This is a genomic window from Streptomyces sp. NPDC055966, from assembly GCF_042269865.1.
Lineage (GTDB): Bacteria > Actinomycetota > Actinomycetes > Streptomycetales > Streptomycetaceae > Streptomyces.
The window spans coordinates 299,560-318,880 of sequence record NZ_JBHJYK010000012.1; the positions used below are offsets into that span (position 1 = coordinate 299,560).

At 69.0% G+C, this 19,321-nt stretch carries 18 protein-coding genes and 2 pseudogenes; 14 read left to right on the forward strand and 6 right to left on the reverse strand.

Annotated features, from left to right (window positions below):
- Nucleotides 1-162: 162 nt before the first annotated feature.
- Together ACFC8N_RS26090 and ACFC8N_RS26095 are read right to left on the reverse strand one after the other, a co-directional pair.
- Nucleotides 163-1,076, reverse strand: a pseudogene (locus ACFC8N_RS26090) (IS3 family transposase); the annotation flags it as partial.
- A 57-nt stretch (nucleotides 1,077-1,133) separates the two neighbouring features.
- Nucleotides 1,134-2,116, reverse strand: a pseudogene (locus ACFC8N_RS26095) (IS5 family transposase).
- Between the two features lie 20 nt (nucleotides 2,117-2,136).
- Between ACFC8N_RS26095 and ACFC8N_RS26100 the strand changes: the two are divergent.
- Nucleotides 2,137-2,418 (forward strand): hypothetical protein, encoded by a 282-nt coding sequence (locus ACFC8N_RS26100; protein ID WP_376290209.1) that lies wholly within the window; start codon nucleotides 2,137-2,139, stop codon nucleotides 2,416-2,418.
- 135 nt (nucleotides 2,419-2,553) lie between these two features.
- Here the strand turns inward: ACFC8N_RS26100 and ACFC8N_RS26105 are convergent, their stop codons facing one another.
- Nucleotides 2,554-3,909 (reverse strand): serine hydrolase domain-containing protein, encoded by a 1,356-nt coding sequence (locus tag ACFC8N_RS26105; RefSeq protein ID WP_376290211.1) that lies wholly within the window; start codon nucleotides 3,907-3,909, stop codon nucleotides 2,554-2,556.
- Between the two features lie 150 nt (nucleotides 3,910-4,059).
- Here ACFC8N_RS26105 and ACFC8N_RS26110 point away from each other — a divergent pair, with 150 nt between their 5' ends.
- The gene (locus ACFC8N_RS26110; protein WP_376290213.1) at nucleotides 4,060-4,743 is read left to right on the forward strand and encodes a TetR/AcrR family transcriptional regulator; all 684 of its coding nucleotides are present in this window, start codon (nucleotides 4,060-4,062) and stop codon (nucleotides 4,741-4,743) included.
- Between the two features lie 242 nt (nucleotides 4,744-4,985).
- On the opposite strand, the gene ACFC8N_RS26115 is transcribed toward ACFC8N_RS26110, so the two are convergent.
- A complete protein-coding gene (locus tag ACFC8N_RS26115; protein ID WP_376290215.1) occupies nucleotides 4,986-5,153 on the reverse strand; it encodes a hypothetical protein in 168 nt (55 codons plus the stop codon).
- A gap of 300 nt (nucleotides 5,154-5,453) precedes the next feature.
- On the opposite strand from ACFC8N_RS26115, the gene ACFC8N_RS26120 reads away from it, so the two are divergent.
- Nucleotides 5,454-5,810, forward strand: coding sequence for a hypothetical protein (locus ACFC8N_RS26120; protein WP_376290217.1), 357 nt, complete (start codon nucleotides 5,454-5,456; stop codon nucleotides 5,808-5,810).
- A 119-nt stretch (nucleotides 5,811-5,929) separates the two neighbouring features.
- On the opposite strand, the gene ACFC8N_RS26125 is transcribed toward ACFC8N_RS26120, so the two are convergent.
- Entirely contained in the window at nucleotides 5,930-8,872 is a 2,943-nt protein-coding gene (locus ACFC8N_RS26125) for a BTAD domain-containing putative transcriptional regulator (RefSeq protein WP_376290219.1), read from the reverse strand.
- Between the two features lie 464 nt (nucleotides 8,873-9,336).
- Here ACFC8N_RS26125 and ACFC8N_RS26130 point away from each other — a divergent pair, with 464 nt between their 5' ends.
- From ACFC8N_RS26130 to ACFC8N_RS26165, 8 genes are all read left to right on the forward strand, one after another.
- The gene (locus ACFC8N_RS26130; protein WP_376290221.1) at nucleotides 9,337-9,843 is read left to right on the forward strand and encodes a hypothetical protein; all 507 of its coding nucleotides are present in this window, start codon (nucleotides 9,337-9,339) and stop codon (nucleotides 9,841-9,843) included.
- Nucleotides 9,844-10,051: 208 nt separating this feature from the next.
- Complete coding sequence (locus ACFC8N_RS26135) at nucleotides 10,052-10,477, forward strand: hypothetical protein (protein WP_362822039.1); 426 nt, start codon at nucleotides 10,052-10,054, stop codon at nucleotides 10,475-10,477.
- 88 nt (nucleotides 10,478-10,565) lie between these two features.
- The gene (locus tag ACFC8N_RS26140; protein ID WP_356030302.1) at nucleotides 10,566-10,970 is read left to right on the forward strand and encodes a hypothetical protein; all 405 of its coding nucleotides are present in this window, start codon (nucleotides 10,566-10,568) and stop codon (nucleotides 10,968-10,970) included.
- A 232-nt stretch (nucleotides 10,971-11,202) separates the two neighbouring features.
- Complete coding sequence (locus ACFC8N_RS26145; RefSeq protein ID WP_376290223.1) at nucleotides 11,203-11,634, forward strand: hypothetical protein; 432 nt, start codon at nucleotides 11,203-11,205, stop codon at nucleotides 11,632-11,634.
- Between the two features lie 148 nt (nucleotides 11,635-11,782).
- Nucleotides 11,783-12,307 (forward strand): hypothetical protein, encoded by a 525-nt coding sequence (locus tag ACFC8N_RS26150; protein ID WP_356030298.1) that lies wholly within the window; start codon nucleotides 11,783-11,785, stop codon nucleotides 12,305-12,307.
- 190 nt (nucleotides 12,308-12,497) lie between these two features.
- Nucleotides 12,498-12,887 carry a hypothetical protein gene (locus tag ACFC8N_RS26155; RefSeq protein ID WP_356030297.1) on the forward strand — a complete coding sequence of 130 codons (390 nt, stop codon included), beginning with the start codon at nucleotides 12,498-12,500 and terminating at the stop codon, nucleotides 12,885-12,887.
- Nucleotides 12,888-13,126: 239 nt separating this feature from the next.
- Nucleotides 13,127-13,558 (forward strand): peptidase inhibitor family I36 protein, encoded by a 432-nt coding sequence (locus ACFC8N_RS26160; protein WP_356030295.1) that lies wholly within the window; start codon nucleotides 13,127-13,129, stop codon nucleotides 13,556-13,558.
- A 91-nt stretch (nucleotides 13,559-13,649) separates the two neighbouring features.
- The gene (locus ACFC8N_RS26165; protein ID WP_356030293.1) at nucleotides 13,650-14,024 is read left to right on the forward strand and encodes a DUF4179 domain-containing protein; all 375 of its coding nucleotides are present in this window, start codon (nucleotides 13,650-13,652) and stop codon (nucleotides 14,022-14,024) included.
- Between the two features lie 235 nt (nucleotides 14,025-14,259).
- On the opposite strand, the gene ACFC8N_RS26170 is transcribed toward ACFC8N_RS26165, so the two are convergent.
- Nucleotides 14,260-14,877 carry a hypothetical protein gene (locus tag ACFC8N_RS26170; protein ID WP_376290226.1) on the reverse strand — a complete coding sequence of 206 codons (618 nt, stop codon included), beginning with the start codon at nucleotides 14,875-14,877 and terminating at the stop codon, nucleotides 14,260-14,262.
- A 199-nt stretch (nucleotides 14,878-15,076) separates the two neighbouring features.
- On the opposite strand from ACFC8N_RS26170, the gene ACFC8N_RS26175 reads away from it, so the two are divergent.
- Genes ACFC8N_RS26175 through ACFC8N_RS26185 form a run of 3 tightly spaced genes read left to right on the forward strand, consistent with a single transcriptional unit; the run spans nucleotide 15,077 to nucleotide 18,682 of the window.
- On the forward strand, nucleotides 15,077-16,726 hold the full coding sequence (locus tag ACFC8N_RS26175) for a Mu transposase C-terminal domain-containing protein (protein ID WP_376290249.1): 1,650 nt from the start codon (nucleotides 15,077-15,079) through the stop codon (nucleotides 16,724-16,726).
- Between the two features lie 10 nt (nucleotides 16,727-16,736).
- Nucleotides 16,737-17,465: an AAA family ATPase gene (locus ACFC8N_RS26180; RefSeq protein ID WP_376290229.1), complete on the forward strand. Its 729-nt coding sequence runs from the start codon at nucleotides 16,737-16,739 to the stop codon at nucleotides 17,463-17,465.
- Nucleotides 17,466-17,467: 2 nt separating this feature from the next.
- A complete protein-coding gene (locus tag ACFC8N_RS26185) occupies nucleotides 17,468-18,682 on the forward strand; it encodes a hypothetical protein (RefSeq protein WP_356040441.1) in 1,215 nt (404 codons plus the stop codon).
- Nucleotides 18,683-19,321 lie beyond the last annotated feature (639 nt).

The window sequence follows — 19,321 nt, forward strand, 5'->3', positions numbered from 1 at the left end:
GGGCGGCCTCAGCTTCTACCGCACGATCGAGCTGAGCTGGCAGCTGATGGCCCCGTGGCACGGGGCGCGCATCCACACGCCCGCGAGGTTCGTCCACGGCCAGGTCGAAGAGGCGTTGCTGCGGTTCCTGGTCTCGCTGTGAGCTGTTCTCACGACTGCTTGGGCAGCGGCGCGGGCCCCGTGAGCGGTGTGCATGACGGCCCCGGCGAGGCTGCCGCGGCACCGCTCGGCGGCGGCCAGGGCGTCTGTGACCAGGTCGGCGCGCATGTGGTCGGCGATCGCCCATCCTGCCAGGCGCCTGGAGGCGAGGTCGATGACCGTGGCCAGATACAGGAACTTCCCGCCGGCGAGCGGGAGATAGGTGATGTCGCCGACGTACTTCGTGTTCACCGCCGCGGCAGTGAAGTCGCGGCCGATGAGGTCGGCTGCCTTCGCAGCGGCCGGGTCCGCGATGGTGGTCCGGTGCTTCCTGCGCAGCCGCAGCCCGGCCAGGCCGACCTGGCGCATGATGCGGGCGACCCTCTTGTGGTTGACCAGCTCGCCCGTCTCCCGCAGTTCGGCGGTGATCCTAGGGACGCCGTAGGTGCCGTCCGTGTCCTGGTGAACCTTGCGTATCCGGGCGGCGAGCTTGGCATCGGCCGCCTGGCGGGCCGCCCGGCCGGCTGCGGTCCTGCGCCAGTAGTAGAAGCTCGAGCGGGCGACGTTGAGGATGGTGCACAGCCGCTTCACGCCGAAGCGGCGCTGGTGGTCTGCGACGAACTGGAAGCGGTTCACCAGCGCGTCTCCCCGGCGAAATACTTCGCCGCCTTGCGCAGGATCTCGCGCTCCTCCTCCAGCTCGCGGACCTTCTTGCGCAGGGCCGCATTCTCCGCCTCCAGGGGCCCGGGCTGCTCGGCGGGTATCTCCGCCCGGCGGCCCCGGGGCCGACTTGCCCCGGCCGCCCGTACCCAGTTCCGCAACGTCTCCGGGTTGACTCCCAGATCAGCGGCAACCGACCTGATTGTCGCTCCCGGGCGCGACTGGTACAGCGCGACCGCGTCCGCCTTGAACTCCGGCGGGTAGTGCTTCATGACCACGAGATGTCCGTTCTCAGATCCTCAGGATCCAGTGTCTCGTGTGTCCAAGATCAGGGGTCAAGCCCCGACCCAGATCATCGAGGCGCGCAGATGGAGGCCGGCGAGGTAGCTCTCGGGAGTCTTGTCGTATCGGGTGGCGATGCCTCGCCATGCCTTGAGCTTGTTGATCAGGCGTTCGACGGTGTTCCGCTCCTTGTAGAGGTCGGCGTCGTGGCTGACGGGCCGGCCGCCTCTGGAGCCCTTCTTCTTCCGGTTGGCGGTTTGATCCTTCTTCTCCGGGATGACCGCCTTGATACGGCGTTTACGCAAGTGGGCGCGGTTGCCGCGGGACGAGTAAGCCTTGTCCCCGGCGACCGCGTCCGGCCGGGTGCGGGGGCGGCCGACAGGTCCGCGCACCCGCACCTTCTTCAGGACGGGGATGAATTGCGGGCTGTCCGCTGCCTGGCCTGCGGTCAGGATGAACGCCAGCGGGCGGCACTTGCGGTCGGCAGCGAGGTGGATCTTGCTGGTCTGCCCGCCCCTGGAGCGTCCGGGGAGGGCGGCCTTCAGTCGGAGTCTGTGCCGCCGCCGGATGCGTCTTCGTTCTTGCCGAACGGGATCACTTCCGGCCTCCTGCCCGCTTTGTGCTTCGGGTCCGCCCCCTTTGACCGGGCCTTCTCCTCCTCGGCGGCTTTCTCCAGGGCGGTGACGACACCCTCGTCGAGGTGCATCCCGGCCGCATCGTGGTGGGCCCGGGCGGTGGTGGAGTCGATGCTGACTAGGGACAGGTCCACCTCACCGCGCTTCGCGGCTTCCGCGATCAGGCCCTCCAGCAGGGCCTCGAAGACCCCGGCATCACGCCACTGCCGGAAGCGGTTGTGCACGGTCGACCAGGCGCCGAACTCCGTCGGCATCTCCCGCCACTGCCCGCCCGTCTTGAACCGCCAGATCACACCCTCGAACTGCTGGCGCAGCCGCTCGGGGTACGGGCCGTACTCGCCGATCGGCAGGTACGGCTCGATGAACTCCCACTCCGGGCCAGTCAGTTGCACTCGCGTCACGTAAGACGGTCTATCGGACCGTGCCACGAAGGCACATCCCGCAAATTGATCACGACTCGATACGCGCCCTAGTGGACCCGAGCGGCTGGCTGGCCCCGCAGCCCGCCGACACCGACTTCAGCTCTCTCCCCGTCGGCATCGGGGGAGTCGGCGTCGCGATCGGGTTGTGGGAGTTGACCGTCTGGCAGACTCGCCGGATCGGCCTGCGCGAGGCCGCGCCGAACCCGACGGCGCCCAGCCGGCCGAGCAGTGCCAAGCCGAGCGCCGACAACCGGAGCAAGAAGAAGCGCAAGCGGCGCTAGCTTGATCTTCAACCTGTGCGGCGGGGCATCGGGGTGGTTGTCTCTTCCGCCCGAGTAATTGTCATTCAAATGTTGTGGACCTGGGCGAAGCTGTGCCAGCCTCGCCTGCGGTGCTCTCCGGGGGTTCCCGAGGTGTCACTCGGAGGGTGTCGAGGAGACCCGGTTGAAGAACCGTCCGGCCATGTCGGCCCCGATGATGGCGCCGTCGGCATCGCGGGTGAGGAGGCCGCGCTGGCCGATCAGGCCGCCGCCGGTGACGATGTACTCGTCGCCGTTCCCGGGGAGCAGGCCGAGGCCGGCTGGCGGCAGGTCCGCCGGCAGTTCCCTGTCGGCCGCCGCGCGGATCTCAGGCTTGATCCGGCATTCAACCGTCATCGTGTCACCGTCGGTGTCGATGATCAGCGTCATGAATTCGTTCTCGTAGTGCCCGGTGATCTCCTGGGCGCGCTGCGGGTCGTACGGGAGCGGCTCGGGGTCCCGCTCGACCACGCCGAGGTAGTGTTCGAGTGCCCAACGGAGCACGGCCTGGTTGAACTCCAGGCCGTTGTCGGGCCCGGCGTTGGACTGCGCCGCGACGGCGAAGTCCCGCTCCGGAACCAGCAGCAGGTTGGCGAACTGGCCGTTGGTCGATCCGCCGTGCCCGACGGTGCGCACGCCGTCCACGTCGCGCAGGAACCAGCCGAGGCCGATGGCGTCGCCGAGCGTGGAGCCGTGTAGCTCCACCGTCGGCTCCTGCATGCGCCGCGCCAGGTCACCGCCGCCGAGGTGGAACCGGGCCCAGCGAAGCTGGTCGGAGACCGAGGACACCAGGCCGCCGCCCGGGTTGTTGCCGCGTGTGTCCTTCCAAGTGCGGGCGACCTTGAGCGCCCCGTCGCTGAGGTTGTGGCCCACGGCGAACCGGCGGGTGATGGCCTGTCCGGCGGTGAAGACGCTGTCGGTCATGCCGGCCTGTTCCAGGACGAGTGAGGTGACAGCGGCCTCGTAGGTCTCGCCGGTGACGTTCTCGACGACCCGGCCGAGCAGGTTGTAGCCGAGCTGGCTGTAGGAGGCGCGGCCGCCGACCGGGCCGATCAGCGCCACCTCGGCCATGTTGGTCACCTCGCGGGCCAGCGCGTCGTCTCCGTCTCCGCTGTCGAAGACCATCCGGGTGTCCAGCCCCGCGGTGTGGTTGAGCAGGTTCAGGATGGTGATCTGCGCGGCCGCGTCCTCATCGGGGAGCCGGAGTTCGGGAACGTAGCGGCGCACCGGCGCCTCCAGCTCGACCCGCCCCTGCTCGACCAGGCGCATGATCGCGGTCGCCGTGTAGGTCTTGGTGACCGAGCCCAGCACGAACAGCGTGTCCCGGTCGACGGGCAGCGGGTTGTCGATGCTCGTCACGCCGTGGCAGACGGTCAGCTCCCGTCCGTCCACCCGGACTCCCACCGCCGCACCCGGGATGCCGAGCTCCTTGGCCTTCTCCTCGACGAACTCCGCCAGCGCATCGTGTGACATCTCGATTCCCCCTCGATCGGTGTGGTTCTCGCACGGCGCCTCGGGCGTCGCGGCGACTTGCACTGTGTTCAAGTGGAGGCTAGCGAACGACTTGAACACTGTGCAAGAAGTTTCTTGAACGGCGTGCAAGTCGAGGGCTATCGTGAATCCATGCCCCGCAACACACTGACCCGCGAACAGATCCTCGCGGCAGCCATCACCCTGCTGGACGCCGAAGGGCTGGAGGGCCTGAACATGCGGGCACTGGGCCAGCGGCTGGGCTCGGCGGCCACCGCGGTCTACTGGCACGTGGGCAGCAAGGACAACCTCATCGCCCTCGCCGGCGACCAACTGTGGCACGAGATCGCGCTGCCCGACCCCGACGAGGTCGGCTGGCGCACGGCGGCCACCACCATGGCCAGCGACCTGTACGCAATGCTCACCCGCCACCCGTGGCTGCTGCAGGCCTTTGGCTCCCTCCTCATGTTCGGCCCCGGCAAGGCCCGCCACGACGACCACCTCCTCGCCATCTACGAGGCCGCGGGATTCGCCGGCCCCGCAGCCGACCAGGCCGCGGCCGCCGTTTTCACCTTCGTCCTCGGCAACGCCCTCGGCCCGGCCGCGACAGCCTCACTCACCCGCAAACTGCGGCGCGAGGGCAGCGGTGACGCCGAACAGGCCATCGGCGAAGCCCAGGCCGAAGCCCGCGAGATCGCCGCACAGTTCCCTCGACTGCGCGCCCGCCTCGACACCCACAGCGCCGACTACGGCGCGGCGCCCGACAACACTTTCCAGATCGGCCTTCAGGCCATCCTTGACGGGCTGGAGGCGCTTCAACGCGGGTCTACTCAGTGACCATCACGCGATGATCCGGGAAGGTGCGCTCGGCTCACGGTTCGAAGGCGGGGCCGAGGCGGAGGGCGGTGGCCCTGCGGTCCAGGTGCCGCAGCACAGCGGACTGGGCTCTGGTCTGGATCGGTGAGGACCTTCTTGACCAGAGCCGTCTCCTCAGCCGCCGGTGACCTGCACGAACTCGCGAAGGTAGGCAGCGAAACGCAGGTGCTCGGCCGGCTCTTCCTGCGGGGCGTCGTAGGGGCTCATGCGGCTTGGTCCTGACGCTCGACCAGGACGCCGTTCTCGAACCTCGCTCCCGCGCGGACGAAGGCGACGAGCTGGGCCCCGGTGATCGCGCGCCAGCGGGCCTGGGCGGACTCGGCCGGCGAAACAACGAAAGCAGAGGTGTGCTCGATGTCCAGGCGGATCACCGTCCCCTCGGCAAGCTGTACGACGGGCCGGCGAAGGCCAACTGGCAAGCCCGTCGCGGATCTGGCCTGCGCCAGCGGACTGGACCCTGGAACGAATGGGTGCGCCGCCGTCGTGGTGTTTCCCGGGGCTCTGCCATGTTCCGATTCGGCAGGCCCTCGCCACATGAACTGGACTCCCGGCACCGGTCATTGACGTAACAGCCGGCACATCAACGCACGGAGGAGACTGCTGTGTACGGAAGTAGATCCCAACTGTTCCGGCGCATGGGCTGTTCTGTCCTGGTCCTGGCAGTCCTCGTCATGGTGGGACTGCACTTCTGGAACCGTTTGGAGCGTTCGCACAGTGAAGACGCCTCGGTGACGGACAGCTCGCGAAGGGAAAGCGTCATCGTGAGCGACAACGGTCGTACGATCAGCGCGGTCGAGAGCTGGGGTTCGTGCGAGAACCGTCCGCGCATCGAAGCCCACGAATCCACTCACGCCGTGACGCTGCTGCTGAAACGCACGTGGCCGCTGTGGGGAGGACGTGGCGACGAGGTCAGCTGTCGCCACAACGCCGGTGAGAAGATCAGCGTCCGTCTGGACGCTCCACTTGGCGACAGGACGTTGACCGACAGGTTCACCGGGCGTCCCATTCCCTTCAGGACCACCCCCTGACCGCGGACAGGCCGTCATCATCGAGCATGCGGATCCGCCGATGCAGAAGACCGAGGCCGTCGAGCGGGAGTTACGGGTGACTGATCGGACAGAGGTCACTGGTCAGGGACATGACCACCTTACGGCGACGATGGCCGCGCCGGAGCTTGCGTCTGGTTGATGTCGCCGATCATCCGCCACAGCCGCAGCGCCCGCCCTCGGTGCTGGTCCGCCAGGTCGTGAACGCCGGCGGCGGCGTACAGGTCGCCGATCAGTTGCCAGCAGGTGGCCTCGTCCTGGCGGTCGCCGTGCCGGTGGAACAGGCCCGCCGCGCGCTCCAACGCCGGGCTCGCCCGGTCCCGGTCGTGCTGACCGGCGTACACACGGCCGACTTCCAGCAGCGTGTACGCAACACACCGCTCGTCGCCCAGTTCCTCGAAGGTGGCCAACGCCTGCCACAGGCAGCGCAGCGCCTCGTCCGGATCACCACACCGATCGTGCAGCCGGCTGAACCGCCGCAGCACCACGGCCACGCGGTGCCCGTCGCCCAGCGCCCTGGCCTGGCTCAAGGCCCCGTCGAACCAGAACTCCGCCTCGTCGAGCTTGCCCTGCATGAGCTTCATCACAGCCATCGAGCAGGACAGCTGCGCTTCGATGTGCCGGTCGCCCTCACCGGCCGCGATGGCCAGCGCGTGCTCGACACGTTCGAGGGCTTCGTCGTCACGGCCCTGCACCCGGCTGACCGTACCCAGCATGGCCACCGACAGCGCCTCGCCGCGTTTGTCCCCTCCGTCCTGACACAGCCCGAGGGAGGACTCCAGGGCCCGGGTGGCCCGGTCGAACTCGTCCTGGTAGATGTGCAGCTGGCCGAGCCCGCGTAGCAGCACCGATGCGCCGCGCATGTTGCCGGCGGCCTCGGCCGCGGCCAACGCGAGCCGGTGCCCGTGCTGCCAGTCCTGATAGAGACACCGGTGGTCGTAGTAGGTCGCCGCGCCGGCCGCCAGCTCCCAGGCCAGCTCGTCCAGGCCCCAGTCCACGGCCAGTTTCACCGCGCCGAGCAGATTGTCCCGTTCGGCGTCGAACCAGCCGGCCGGGTCGGCCATCAGCCGGTCCACGACCGCATCGGGCAGCGACCGGCGCGGCGCCGAACCCGGCGCGGCCGCCAGCAGCCCGGCCGCCGGCAGCCGGTCGGTGCCGCGCCCGATCAGCTCAAGCCAGACGGACAGCACCCGGATGATCGCGTCCCGCTTTTCCTGCGTCGGCAGCGGGGCGGCGATCTCCACGGCACAGGTCCTGATCAGGTCGTGCAGCCGGTAGCGTGGCTCGCCGAGGGCGTCGGTGGCGGTCAGCCGCACCAGGCTGGCGTCGACGAGGGTCTCCAGCACCTCCTCGGCGTCCGAGCGGTCCAGCAGCGGGCCGACCACCCAGCCGGGCAGGGTGTAGGGGCCGACCAGGCCCAGCAGGCTCAGCGCGCGCACCGCGTCGGCCGGCAGCAGCCGCAGGCTCAGTTCGACGCTGGCTCGCACGCTGAGGTCCCCGATCCTCAGCTCGGCCAGCCTCCGGGACTCGTCCTCGATCCGTTCCCGCAGCACCCGCAGCGACCAGACCGGGCGGCCGGTGAGCTTGGCGCCGGCGATCCGGATCGCCAGCGGCAGGTTGCCGCAGCAGTCGAGGATCGCGTCGGCCTCCCCCGGTTCCCGCTCGACCCGCCGCCGCCCGACGACGCCGGTGAACAACTCCCGCGCCTCCGCCGGGCTCAGCACGTCCAGGTCGATGTGCCGGGCGCCGGGAAGGTGCGTCAGCAGAGTGCGGCTGGTGATCAGCACGGCGCAGCCGTCGGCCCCGGGCAGCAAGGGCAGCACCTGACCGGCGTGACCTGCGTCGTCCAGCACCACCAGCATCCGGCGGTCCGCCAGCAACGACCGGTAGAGCGCGGACCGTTCGGACAGGCCGTTCGGGATCGCGCTGCCGGTGATCGAGAGGGCACGCAGCGCCTCGGCCAGCATCAGCGCCGGGTCCCGCGGCTCGTCCGATGTCCCGGCGAGGTCGAGGTAGAGCTGGCCGTCGGGGAAGGCGGCGCTCGCCAGCCGCGCGGCGTGCGTCACCAGACAGGACTTGCCGACACCGGGACCGCCCACGACGACGGCCACCGGGGCCCGGTTCGGAGCCGTCCCGTCGAGTAATCGGGCGAGCTCGGCCAGCGCGTCGGCCCGGCCCACGAAGTCCGGTACATCGAGCGGCAGTTGGCGCACGGGCATCGCCATGACCGGTTCGGTGGCCGCCGCACCGGGACTCTCCGGTCGTGTCTCCGGGGAACCGCTCGCAGGGGCAGGGGCAGGGGCCGCCAGGGCGGGATCGGCGACCAGGATGCGCCGATGCAGCGCCTGGATCGGCGGGGTCGGGTCGACGCCGAGTTCGCCTGCCAGTGTCCGGCGCAGCCGCTCGTACACCTGCAGCGCCTCGCCTTGCCGTTGGCACCGGTAGAGGGCGACCATCAGGTGTTCGGCGACGTGCTCGTCGTAGGGGTGCTCTCGCAGCAGGGCGGTCAGCTCCTCCACGACCTCACGATGACGCCCCAGGTCGAGTTCGACGCTCAGACACCGTTTGTGCGTGGCGGCGCGCTTCTCGTCCAGCCGTGCCGCGTCGATCTCCAGGACCCGGCTGGAGATGTCGACCAAGGCGTTTCCGCGCCAGCAGGCGAGCGCGCGCCGCAGCGCGACAGCTGTCTCGAAAGGGGCCTTGTGCCGTTCGGCGAGGTGCCGCTCGTGGTCGAACTCCAGCAGGTCGAGCTGATCGGCGGCCAGGTGGATCTGGTAGCCGCCGCGCCGCGTGCTGATCAAGGAAGCGGGTGCTCCGCACGCGGCGAGGTTGCGGCGCAGCCCGGAGAGAGCGTCCTGGACCTGACGGACCGCGGTGGCGGGTGCCTCCTCGTCCCACATCACGGCGACGAGCCGTTCCATGGCGACGACGTCGTTGGCGTCGACCAGAAGCGCGGCCAGCATCTTGGCCTGCCGCGGTCCGTCTAATCGGACCTCGCGCCCGGTGATCTGGGCGTGCAACGGCCCCAGCACACCAAATCTCATGTTCCCCCCGGCACTTCACCATCAGTGCCCATCCCCTGGCTGACCAGGCACTAGGACGAATCTAGGACGGTCGGCGGACCCGTGTCCATAGCGTCACCGTGGGGCACTCAGCCATTCCCGCGCGACGAAAGGAACAGCGATGAAACGCCTGGTCAAGGCAGTCGTGGCGGCCGCGACGACGGCCGTCGCCACTGTCGCCTCCACCGGCGCGGCCCGGGCCCATGGCTGACCGACGGGCCGGCAGGACCGCTGCTTCTCACCGGCCGGGCGGCCACGCCCAGCCGAGGCAGTACGCCCTTGAACCATCGGATGAGTCACCGCCACCGCCATCGCCATCGGACGCGGTGCCGGCCGGCCGTACAGCGCTCGACCGTCCCCGCGCCGTCTCGCACCTGGCAGCGCGGACGCCAGGACGCCAACGCGGGCTTTGGCCCGGCCACTTCAGAGGGGATGAACCCGGCATCATGAGATCCGGACTGCGGCACCTCGCCGTCGCCGTAGCCGCCGTCACCGTCGCCGCGGCGGGATCGGTGGCCGTCAGCGCCGACGTGGCCACTGCGGCTGCGTCAGATGCGTGCAGCTACTCCATGCGACTCAACACCGACGACATCAGTACGGGGAACCTCGGGTACATCGGATACGTCGAGATGAGGTACTCCTCCGGCTGCCATCGGGTCGAAGCGGTCATGCACATCGACTCCGGATTCGCCGCCTCGCACTCGGGCTGGAACGCGCGGGTGGCCATCCGGACGACGCAGGGGTTCTCCGTCGACACGCCGTACCAGAACACCTCGCAGACCGACCTCCCTTCTCCCTCGGTGTCGATCTGGGGACCGTCCACCGAGCAGTTCCAGGCGTACGTCGACTGGACCTACAACTGCAACGAACTCGAAGCGATCACCGCCGCCTGGGACTTCTCCAACGGAACCGTCGTCGGGAGTCCGAACGGCAGCGGCCGGTGGCTGTGCTGAGCGGTCGGCCACTCGTGGCACCCCTTGAGCGTCCGGGCGGATCACTGCGGTCAAGGATTCTCTGATGACGCGAAAGCTCTCGGCCGGCCTGGTCGCCCTCGCCACCGGGGCCACCCTGACCGGCATGACCGGGTCGGCGCACGCCTCCTGACCCCTGAGACCAGGGACCCGAGACCAGGGACCCGAGACCATGTTCCGGAAGGAAGCCATGAAGCACCGCCGTGCACTCGCCACCGGACTCGCCGCGCTCTCCCTCGCCACCGCCGGTGTCGTGACGACGGGTTCCCAGGCTCAGGCGGCCAACTACGTCTGCCAGGGGCGGCTCATCAAGAGCCATACCGAGGGTGGTTACACGTCGGAGCTGATCGAATCGACGGACGGTACCCAGGCGTGTGTCGTCACCTTGAACCAGACCGGTCGTCCGGCCTCCACCTGGGCGTTCCTCGACCACCTTGGCGATGCCAGGTCCATGCCCTGGGACGACGCGGGCGTCTACTCCCAGTTCGCGTCCACGGGCTGGGTTCCGGAGCACCAGCCGGCCCCATGGGGTGACTCGTGCTGGCTGTGGGGCGGAACCCCCAACACCTCGGCGCCCAACAGCATCTGGGACGCGAGCTTCTGCTTCTCGTACTGACGATCTCGTACCGAAGATCTCGTACCGACGATCTCATGTCGACGACCGCGGGCGATCCCTGCTCGCACGAGCAAGGAGACACCCAAGGATGCGCACGCGACTCGCCGCCGCCGCGGCGACCCTGACGCTGGCGACCGGAAGTCTGGTCGGCCTCGGTGCCACCAGCGCCAGCGCCGACGACACCCACTGCACCCCCGTCACGAGTGCCTATGGCTGGCAGGTGTACACCTGCTTCGACGTCACCACCGCCGTCTTCTCCCAGAGGATGGACGGCACCTTCGCCAGCACGGACGTGCGGATCTTCTACCAGGCCGACGACAGCTGGTACGCCGAGGCCAGCAACGCGGGCACCGGCGGTACGCTGGCCGAGCCCGGGCAGACCTACAGCATCAGCATCCCCTGGTACGCCCACGCACCGGCGTACAAGCTGGAAGCGTGGATCACGGAGTCCGGCAGACGCGTCGCCGACCAGTCGACCGGCTGGTTCGGCTGACAGGTGCCACGCCCGCATCCCAGGCCGACGCGAGCCGGTGAATCCGGTTTCGTCGACACCCACTTGCTTCCAGACCCGCGGCTCTGAACGCATGAGCGGCCCGCACCCTCAAGCCCCTTGCAGTCGGCACGGCTGTGGCGGCACGTGTTCACCGAGCTGATGAACCGCGGCCTGCGCGGCCGGTGGACAAAGTCGGCCCCGATCGCGCAAGGCATCACAGGAGGAGGAATTCATGCCCCGTCAACCGCACCAGCGCCGGTCGCGAGGCGGCCGGCGAACCGCCGCAGCCGCCCTGTGCACCCTCGCGACCCTGACCACCGGGTTCCTGCTGGCGCCGAGCGCCCAGGCAGCCGGCTCCAACTGGGAGGCATGGTCCGGCAACTGCTACGGCTGGACAACCTGGGACGCCAACCACGTCACCGGACACACCTGGGACCACGCATACGACGACTGCCGGATCTCGATCATCCAGTGGAACGCCTACGAAACACCCGGCTCCGGCTCGTCCTACCGCAACGCCGACACCTACGCCCCCAACACCGGTGCCAGCACCCCCACGTGGTGGCACGGACCCACGGACACCGGCGGCCTGCTGGAGGTTCAAGTCTGCGTCCAGGACATGAGCACCGGAGCAGAGACCCAGTGCAGCAACGTCTACAACTGACATGCCCGCCTGTCACGGCCCGCGCCGTGCGCACCGCCTGCCCGCGACCGCATCCGCGCACCCCCGGGCAGGCGTCTGCCTCGAACCTCCCCGGTCGCAGCCGCGGCCGTCCTACTCGTTGCCCGCCATGCGAAGGATCTGAATCGCCATGAACCCGGCCCGAGCCCTGAAGGCTCTCGCTGTCAGTACGACACTTGCCGTGTCCGCCCTCGCGGCACCCACCGTGACCGCGACGGCCGCCCACGCGGACAGCTGCTCCTACTCCTCGCTCACCAGGAGCGACGTTGACCTGTACGGCTACGTCGGCTACGTGGAACTGATGTACTCCTCCGGCTGCCACACGACCCGAGCGCACTTCCACGTCGACAGCTCCTTCCTCGCCAGCCACTCCGGATGGAACGTCACCCTCTTCGTGGACAACGGCAGGAACGCCGACAGCACCGCTCAGAACGTCCTGCTCACCACCCCCTACCCGAACAACACCTCGTACCCGGACTACTGGTCCGACCCCACCAGCATCTATGGGCATCCGACCGAACAGTTCGTAGCCGGGGTGAACTGGGCCTACAACGCTTGCCGAGGCGACTGGGGCTCCGGCTGGCACGACTACTCCAACGGCTACAACTACGGCGACGGCGGCGCCTACAGCTACAGCCAGGGCTGCCACGGCTAGCGCTCGGCGACCGCCTCTGCCTTCCCGCTCCCGGCCTGGCGCAGGAAGGCAAGGGACGCGGCTGATCGCCGTCCCCCCGCAAGAAGAACTCCAGAGCGGAAGGCGCGCGGCAGCCAAGCGGACCAACCTGTCGCACTGCGCCGTCAACGGCATCACATACCCGACAAAGGAAAGCCGAGGACCAGGCGACATGCGGAAGATCCGTGCCAGCCTCACTGTGACCGCCCTGGTCACCGCCGCGATCATCGGCGTCAGCACCGCCGCGTCCGCCGCGACCGGCAGCGACTCCTACACTCTCCACGGCGTGACCATCACGGGCACCAACACGGTGGCCGAGACACCGTGGGTCGACGCCTCCCTGTGCAACCACCAGAGTTCAGCAAACAGCTTCCACTTCTGGATCAAGGACGCCCAGACCGGCCGCGCGATCACACCCACGGACTACACCACCCCCCAACTCGCGCCCGGAGCATGCGACTACATCTACGGGGAGGACAGCGGCCAGGACGCGATCCAGGTCTACGCGAGCTCCGGCAATCTGTGGACGTTCGGCACCGACTGGATCTACCTCGGCAACTGATCCGCTACCCCCGCCATGACGGTCCTCCCGATCGGCATCGCCAACGCCGAGCGGTCGATGTACAGCTCATGAACCAGTACGGCATGCCTGCTACCGGCGTGTGCGGGGTGCGACGCGGCACCAGGCGCACCGCACCCCACCTGCCCGCGGAGGGTGCCGCGACCCCGACGTGCGAGGTCCGGCTGACGACGGAGCCCCGCCCACGACCATTGCCACGGACCAGAGGAGACAAGCGCACGATGAAACCGAGCCGCCGCACCACCAGGCTTGCATCGGTCCTCGCAGCCGCCGCGGCCGCCACGCTGCTTGGCACGACCACCCCCGCCTACGCCGCCGGACCGGGCGGTGCCGAAGCCTGCCCCAGCGGATCCTTCTGCCTGTACTACAACTCACCCGGCGCGGGCTGGGGATCGTTCGAGCACTGGAGCCCCGGCTCGTTCAGCGACCTGAGCCAGTTCTCCTTCCGGGACTGGGGCAACGGCTCGGGTTACGGCCAGACCGTCTACAAGAACGCGGCCTCGGTCGTGAACAACACTTCCTACTCCTGGAACATCTGCGTCCCCGCTGCCCCGCCCATCGACATGAACTGCGGAATACCGATTGCCCCGAGATATGCCGGAAGTCTGCCCAGCGCCGCCTACAACAACGACATCGCGATGTTCATCAATTGACGGGCGCTCCGACAGAACCACCGCTGACGGTGTTGCCGTGGTGTAGTTCGCTGGCCGTCGGGCCGCGTCGCCCCTGAGAGGGATCCGCTTCATGCTGACATGCCGTACGTCCCTGCGATCCGCCATTGCCGTCCTCGGCGTCGGTGCCGCGATCGCTCTGTGTTTCGCGACCACGCCCGCTTTCGCCGCCAACGAGGGCGACCACTGGATCTCCACGCCGAACTGCACCGCCGACCAGGAGATCCAACTGAAATACGTCAACGGTGCGTGGCATGACGAGCAGGAGCTCAACCCCACTGCTACCGATAACGGCCAGTGCACGTTCGTTCTGACGGACAACGGCGGGTACCTCTGGAGCTCCAACGGCGCAGGCTCCGGCTGGTGGAATGACGGTCCGGGCCACAAGATCTGCGCCATCGTCTACGACCCCGCCGACCCCAGGGGCACCCTCGGCATCTGCAACTGAAGCCATCGAGCTCCGCCTGATGGGCGACGTGTGAGTTGCGGTGGAGTGCGTCAGCTGTCTGCACCGGGAGTGTGGGGTGTTTGTGCTGGTCGGGGGAGTGGACGGGGGCGTGGGGGTGTCGCTTTGTTGGTGAAGGTTGTTGTCGTTTGCCAGTGAGGGTTTGTTGTCGTGCGAGGGGCCCGGGTACAGCAGGCCGGGTGTTCAGAGGGCGGCCGGTTGCGGTTCGGTCGGGTTGCTACTGCGGCGGGAGTTCTGGGAAGGATGCGATCTCGGCTTTCAGGGTCCGCCATGCTGCTCGTTGCCGTTGTTGCGGTTCGTTCCGGTTGATGATGGCTTTCAGGTTGACGATCTGCTGGTCGATCCGGTGGGCGCGAAATGGGTCGGACGGCCTGAGCCGGTCGAGGCGGCGGATTGCTTCGTTGATCCGGGATGGGATGGGCATTGTTGCCCAGGATGAGGCCGGGTGCTCGGCGGCGTCCGTGCTGAGGAGTGTTTCGCGTGTGTCCATCCGGATCACCGCGCCCCAGTACTCGGCTGTGATGGGCTGATCGGATAGGTACCAGGCTGCTGGGTCGCCTCCGGCTTGCTCCACGGCGGTCCGGTTGTCGCACAGCTCGCGCCATAGCGGCCAGTAGAGGATGGACGGGGCGGGGGCGAGGGATATCCGGACGACGGTCCGGTCCGGGTCCCGCAGGCCGCTGTCGTGCCCGGGGCCGTCGGTGAGCCATACATGCGGGGACTGGCCGTCCAGATGGCGTGCTGCCTGGGATGTGGTGTCGATGTAGCCGGATGCGCGGATCTTCTCCCAGGACTTGGTGCTGGTGTAGTGGAAGAGGGTGCTCGACAGGGTCACGACTCAAGTGTGAACTGGTGTACCGGGCGCCGACGGGGCGATGGCCCGTATTCCCTTGCTTCCCTCGTTCGTGTTGACCTGGTCGGCGTGTCGGGATGGATAGTCCCGGGCGTGGACAGCCGCACTGTGTGGGGTTGCGGCTGGGGGTGGGGTGTCCGATCAGGTTTCTGCCGACGAGGACATGCCGCGGCGTCCGGGTATGGGGCGTGAGGGTGCGGTGGCGCGCCTGGTGGCGCTGGATTTGCGGGGTGAGTTGACCACAGACCATGCGCGTCTGGTTGCAGAGGCTCTTGGGGTGTCGCTGCGGACGGTGTGGAGCTGGGTGGCGGTGGCCCGGCGTGAGGGGCGGTTGTCGGCTCGGAGGCCCGCGCGGGTCCGTACGACTGTGGATCTGCGTGCGCGTCTGGCGGTGTGGGGCGGGAACGTGGCCGCGGTGCACCGGGAACTGGCTGCCGAGGCCGCTGCGGCCGGCGAGCCGGACTCGGTGCCTTCTCTGCGTACGCTGCAGCGCGCCGTACGCCAGGACCTGTCGGCGGGGGAGCGGGCTGGGCTGAAGGGTGGTGAGGGGGCTCGTCGTCGGTTCGATGTGTACGGCAAGCGCCCTCCCGCCCACCGCAATGCGTGCTGGGAGGGTGATCACAAGCGGGTTCCGGTCCGGGTGGAGCTGGACGGCACGGCTGTGTGTCCGTGGGTGACGTGGTTCGTCGATGTGGCGACGAAGGTGATCGTGGGTGTGGCGGTCACGCCGCATCAGCCTGCTCGGGATGCGGTGTTGGCGGCGTTGCGTGCGGGGATCAGCCGTGCGGGTCCTTACGGTCCCTTCGGTGGTCTTCCTGTCGTGGTGCGGGTGGACCGGGGCAAGGAGTTCCTGTGCCGTGCGGTTACCCGGGCGTTGGGGGCTTTCGCGGTGCCGGTGGATGATCTTCCCGCCTATACGCCGTACCGGAAGGGCACGGTCGAGGCTCTGAACGGGGCGCTGGAGGAGATGCTGCTGGTCTCCTTGCCGGGGTACACGCGCCGGGCCCGGCCGGCCGGGGCGCACCAGAGTGATCCGGTCGATGCTCTGATGCCGTTCGCCGACTTCGTGAAGGTGCTGCTGGACTGGGTGGCCTGGTGGAACACCGAGCACCGCCCCGCAGGTCTCAAGGACAATGGCACGCCCCGGCAGGCGTGGGAAGCGGACCCGACTCCTCTGGAGGACGTGCCGGAGGAGCAGTTGGCGTTCTTCGCGCTGGAGGACGACGGCCGGGTCCGGAAGATCGGCACGAACGGGGTCACCTGGCGGCGGCGTGCCTACATTGCGCCGTGGATGGTCGGTCGCGTCGGTACCCGCGTGCGGCTGCGGTATCTGCCGCACTACGACGGCGAGATCGAGGTGTTCGACGCCACCGACCCGGCCCGGCATCTGGGAAAGGCCTACCTCGCCCAGACCGCGACACTGGAGCAGCGCAGGGCGCTCAGCTCGGTCAGAGAGAAGAAGGCCCGTGCGCTGAAGGCCGACTTGAAGGCGGCGGAGAAACTGCGCCGCACCCGCTACACGGCCACGACGACACCGGATGCTCCCCGCCCGAGGCGCACGCTCACTGGCCGGCAGGCACAGCAGGAGATCACCCGCGCACGAGTGACGGATCTGGCGGCGCGGGCCCTGCCGGACCTGATCCCGCCCAGGGACCCGCCTCCCGGCTGGGCCCGCCCCCGCCTGTCCGGCGCGCGACAGGGAGTACAGGCACAGCAGGCTCCGGCATCGCCCACCCCTGACGACATCAACGGGCCTGGCCCGGACAGCGAGGAGCGAGGAGAAGATGACCAACACCCCGGCTCGCAGGGGCCGTCTGCCGGCAGAGCGTGAAGACCACTTCATGCGTCTTGCGGGCGCTCAGGTCGTGTCCACGCGGGCGCTGCTCACGGCGCGGGAGAACGTCCGGGCGGCGATCGAGGCGAAGGCGATGATCTGTATCTACGGGCAGGCCGGCAACGGCAAGTCCTTCGCGGTGAACGCCTCGCTGCGTGAACTCGCACCGGCATCGACCCGCCGGATCCAGTTCCGGGCCCGCCCCTCCACCCGGGACCTGCGGCACGAGCTCTTCCATGCGCTCGGGCTGCCGGGCCGGCCGCCGGCGCATGCGATCGAGTTCGACCGGATGCTGCGCGGCGCGCTTCAGGAGCCGCGGGTGCTGGTGTGTGACGAGGCGCAGTGGCTGTCGAAGCTGTGCTTCGAGTACCTGCGCTACCTGTGGGACGACACCGACTCCGACCTGACGATCGTCTTCACCGGCGGCAACGGCTGCTTCGAGATGCTGCAGAGCGAGCCGATGCTCGAATCCCGGGTGTACGCCTGGCAGGAGATCGGCCGCATGCCTTTGGACGAGGTCCTCACCGTCATCCCCGCCTTCCACCCGGTATGGGCGGAGGCGGACCCCGAACTGATCGGAGTCTGCGACCAGGAGGCCGCGCACGGGAACTTCCGGGCCTGGGCGAAGATCACCCACCACCTCGTGACGGGCCTGAAGGACACGGGCCGCCACGAGGTGGACGAGGAACTGCTGCGCTGGTCCTACAGCAAACTGGCCACCCGGCAAGCCGTCTGACCATGCTGATCTGCGACAACCCGCCCCCGGTCACCGTCGTCCTCGACCCCGGCGACGACCTGGTCCACACACGCGCCGCCCTCGCCGCGCACGCTCCCGAGGACGGAAGACTCACGGTCCATCCCACACCCGGCACCGACTCCGCCCTCACTCTGGCCTACGACGTCCTCGCAGCCCTCGACAAGCCCGTTCCTCTGGCCGGCTACCGGCAGCTCGACACCGCCCCCGCCTGGACACTGGCGGCAGCCTGGATCCTCGCCACCCGCACCAGCCACCTGATGCTCCTGCGCGCCCACTTCCTCACCCCGCACCGTCTGCGGGCCGTCTTCCAGCTGCGTCAGCGCACCGGTCTCAGGGTGACCCTGGTCTGCCACACCCGCCACGTCCCCGCCCCGCTGGAGCGTGCTCTCGCCGCCGTCCCTCACCTCATGGCGGAGGCGACAGCCCTCCTACCCGCGGCGGATCCGCCTGCCACCACACCATCGGCACCCGCCCCCAGGCGGCCGCTGGCCAACCGATGGCTCAACCTCCCCGCGCTGACCACGCTCTCCGCCTTCGATTCCGCTACCCGCCCCTGCCAGTGCACTGCGCCCATGGCCGCCGACCGGGACTTCTTCGCACCTGTCCTGCCGGCCCTCACCGAGGCAGAGGTCGCCCACCGCCTGCACCGAGCCACCGCGCACCCGCACCTCGCAGCCCAGCTCGCCACCGCCGTCTTCACCGCAGCGTCCACCACACAACTGGCCACCGCCCACGTCCGCGACCTAGCCCCGGACGCCTCCACCATCACCCTTCACGACGACGGACTGCGCCAGGGCTGCATGACCCACCACGTGCCCGCTTGGGCACGACCCCTGCTGCTCGCCGCGGCGTTCGCGTGGCGCATCGCCTCAGGGACCAGCGGGCCGCTGTTCACCGACCCGCTGGGCAGCACCGGTCTGCCCTACCTGACAGGCTTCGCCGAAAGCTGCAAGCTGCGCCCGCCTCAGCCGCCCCGGCCCAAACGACGCAAAGGCTCACGTGCTCCGGCCAAGCCACCGGAGACGATCTGGCCGTTCAGCCCCGCCCACTACGCGCTGTCCTGGGCGATGCGAGAGCCCGACCTCATGTACGGCTGTCCCCACCCGCCGCCCCACACCCGCCGAACGATCGAAGCGCACAAAAGAGGATGGCCGCCCCCGTACTTCGGACAGCGCTCGCTCCACCCACCACGCTGAACTCCCGTTGCCAGCCTGCATCTTGAGTCTGCGGCTGGCGCTTGCTGTGATGTCTCTGGCATGCGGTCCCCCTGCGGCGCACGGGTGGGTATGCAGGTTGGTTGGGCGGGTACGCAGTTCCACTGGCCCGATGACAGACGGGCGCAAGGGCCCGTTCCGGGAGGCGTGATCTTTCCCAGAATCGATCCACATCTCATTATGAAGCATAGTGAGGCTGACCCCGGCACAGGAGACCAGCGTCCTCGACGGCCGACTTGACGACCAGTCACCCACCCTCTCCCAGCCCCGCAGCCGACACGCACCTTCTTCTGACCAACCGCCACCCGCCCCTGCCTGCTGCCGCTCGGGCCGCGAGGCCCGAAAGGTGGGCCGCGCGAAGCGTGGCACACCCCCGTGACGCATCGCGTCACGGGGGTGCCGGAGCGCAGCGAAGGCCACCCGGCCGGCCACAGGCCGGCCATGCCCCGCAAAGCGGGGCACTCGCTCCTGGAGCAAAGCGGAAGGAGCGTCAACAAGCCTGCTGTGCAGGCTTGTTGAGCGGAGAGCGAAGCGAGCCGCTCAGCGTTCCCGCGAAGCGGGAACGCAACCCCCGCGCGCAGCGCGGGGGTTCGCTGTCATCGCGCGCAGCGCGATGGGACC

Coding starts and splice junctions, on each gene's coding strand:
- ACFC8N_RS26105 (WP_376290211.1), bottom strand. CDS start 3,909: ATGTCACACGATGCGCTGGCGGAGTTCGTCGAGGAGAAGGCCAAGGAG.
- ACFC8N_RS26110 (WP_376290213.1), top strand. CDS start 4,060: ATGCCCCGCAACACACTGACCCGCGAACAGATCCTCGCGGCAGCCATC.
- ACFC8N_RS26120 (WP_376290217.1), top strand. CDS start 5,454: ATGGTGGGACTGCACTTCTGGAACCGTTTGGAGCGTTCGCACAGTGAA.
- ACFC8N_RS26125 (WP_376290219.1), bottom strand. CDS start 8,872: ATGAGATTTGGTGTGCTGGGGCCGTTGCACGCCCAGATCACCGGGCGC.
- ACFC8N_RS26130 (WP_376290221.1), top strand. CDS start 9,337: ATGAGATCCGGACTGCGGCACCTCGCCGTCGCCGTAGCCGCCGTCACC.
- ACFC8N_RS26135 (WP_362822039.1), top strand. CDS start 10,052: ATGAAGCACCGCCGTGCACTCGCCACCGGACTCGCCGCGCTCTCCCTC.
- ACFC8N_RS26140 (WP_356030302.1), top strand. CDS start 10,566: ATGCGCACGCGACTCGCCGCCGCCGCGGCGACCCTGACGCTGGCGACC.
- ACFC8N_RS26145 (WP_376290223.1), top strand. CDS start 11,203: ATGCCCCGTCAACCGCACCAGCGCCGGTCGCGAGGCGGCCGGCGAACC.
- ACFC8N_RS26150 (WP_356030298.1), top strand. CDS start 11,783: ATGAACCCGGCCCGAGCCCTGAAGGCTCTCGCTGTCAGTACGACACTT.
- ACFC8N_RS26155 (WP_356030297.1), top strand. CDS start 12,498: ATGCGGAAGATCCGTGCCAGCCTCACTGTGACCGCCCTGGTCACCGCC.
- ACFC8N_RS26160 (WP_356030295.1), top strand. CDS start 13,127: ATGAAACCGAGCCGCCGCACCACCAGGCTTGCATCGGTCCTCGCAGCC.
- ACFC8N_RS26165 (WP_356030293.1), top strand. CDS start 13,650: ATGCTGACATGCCGTACGTCCCTGCGATCCGCCATTGCCGTCCTCGGC.
- ACFC8N_RS26175 (WP_376290249.1), top strand. CDS start 15,077: ATGGGGCGTGAGGGTGCGGTGGCGCGCCTGGTGGCGCTGGATTTGCGG.
- ACFC8N_RS26180 (WP_376290229.1), top strand. CDS start 16,737: ATGCGTCTTGCGGGCGCTCAGGTCGTGTCCACGCGGGCGCTGCTCACG.
- ACFC8N_RS26185 (WP_356040441.1), top strand. CDS start 17,468: ATGCTGATCTGCGACAACCCGCCCCCGGTCACCGTCGTCCTCGACCCC.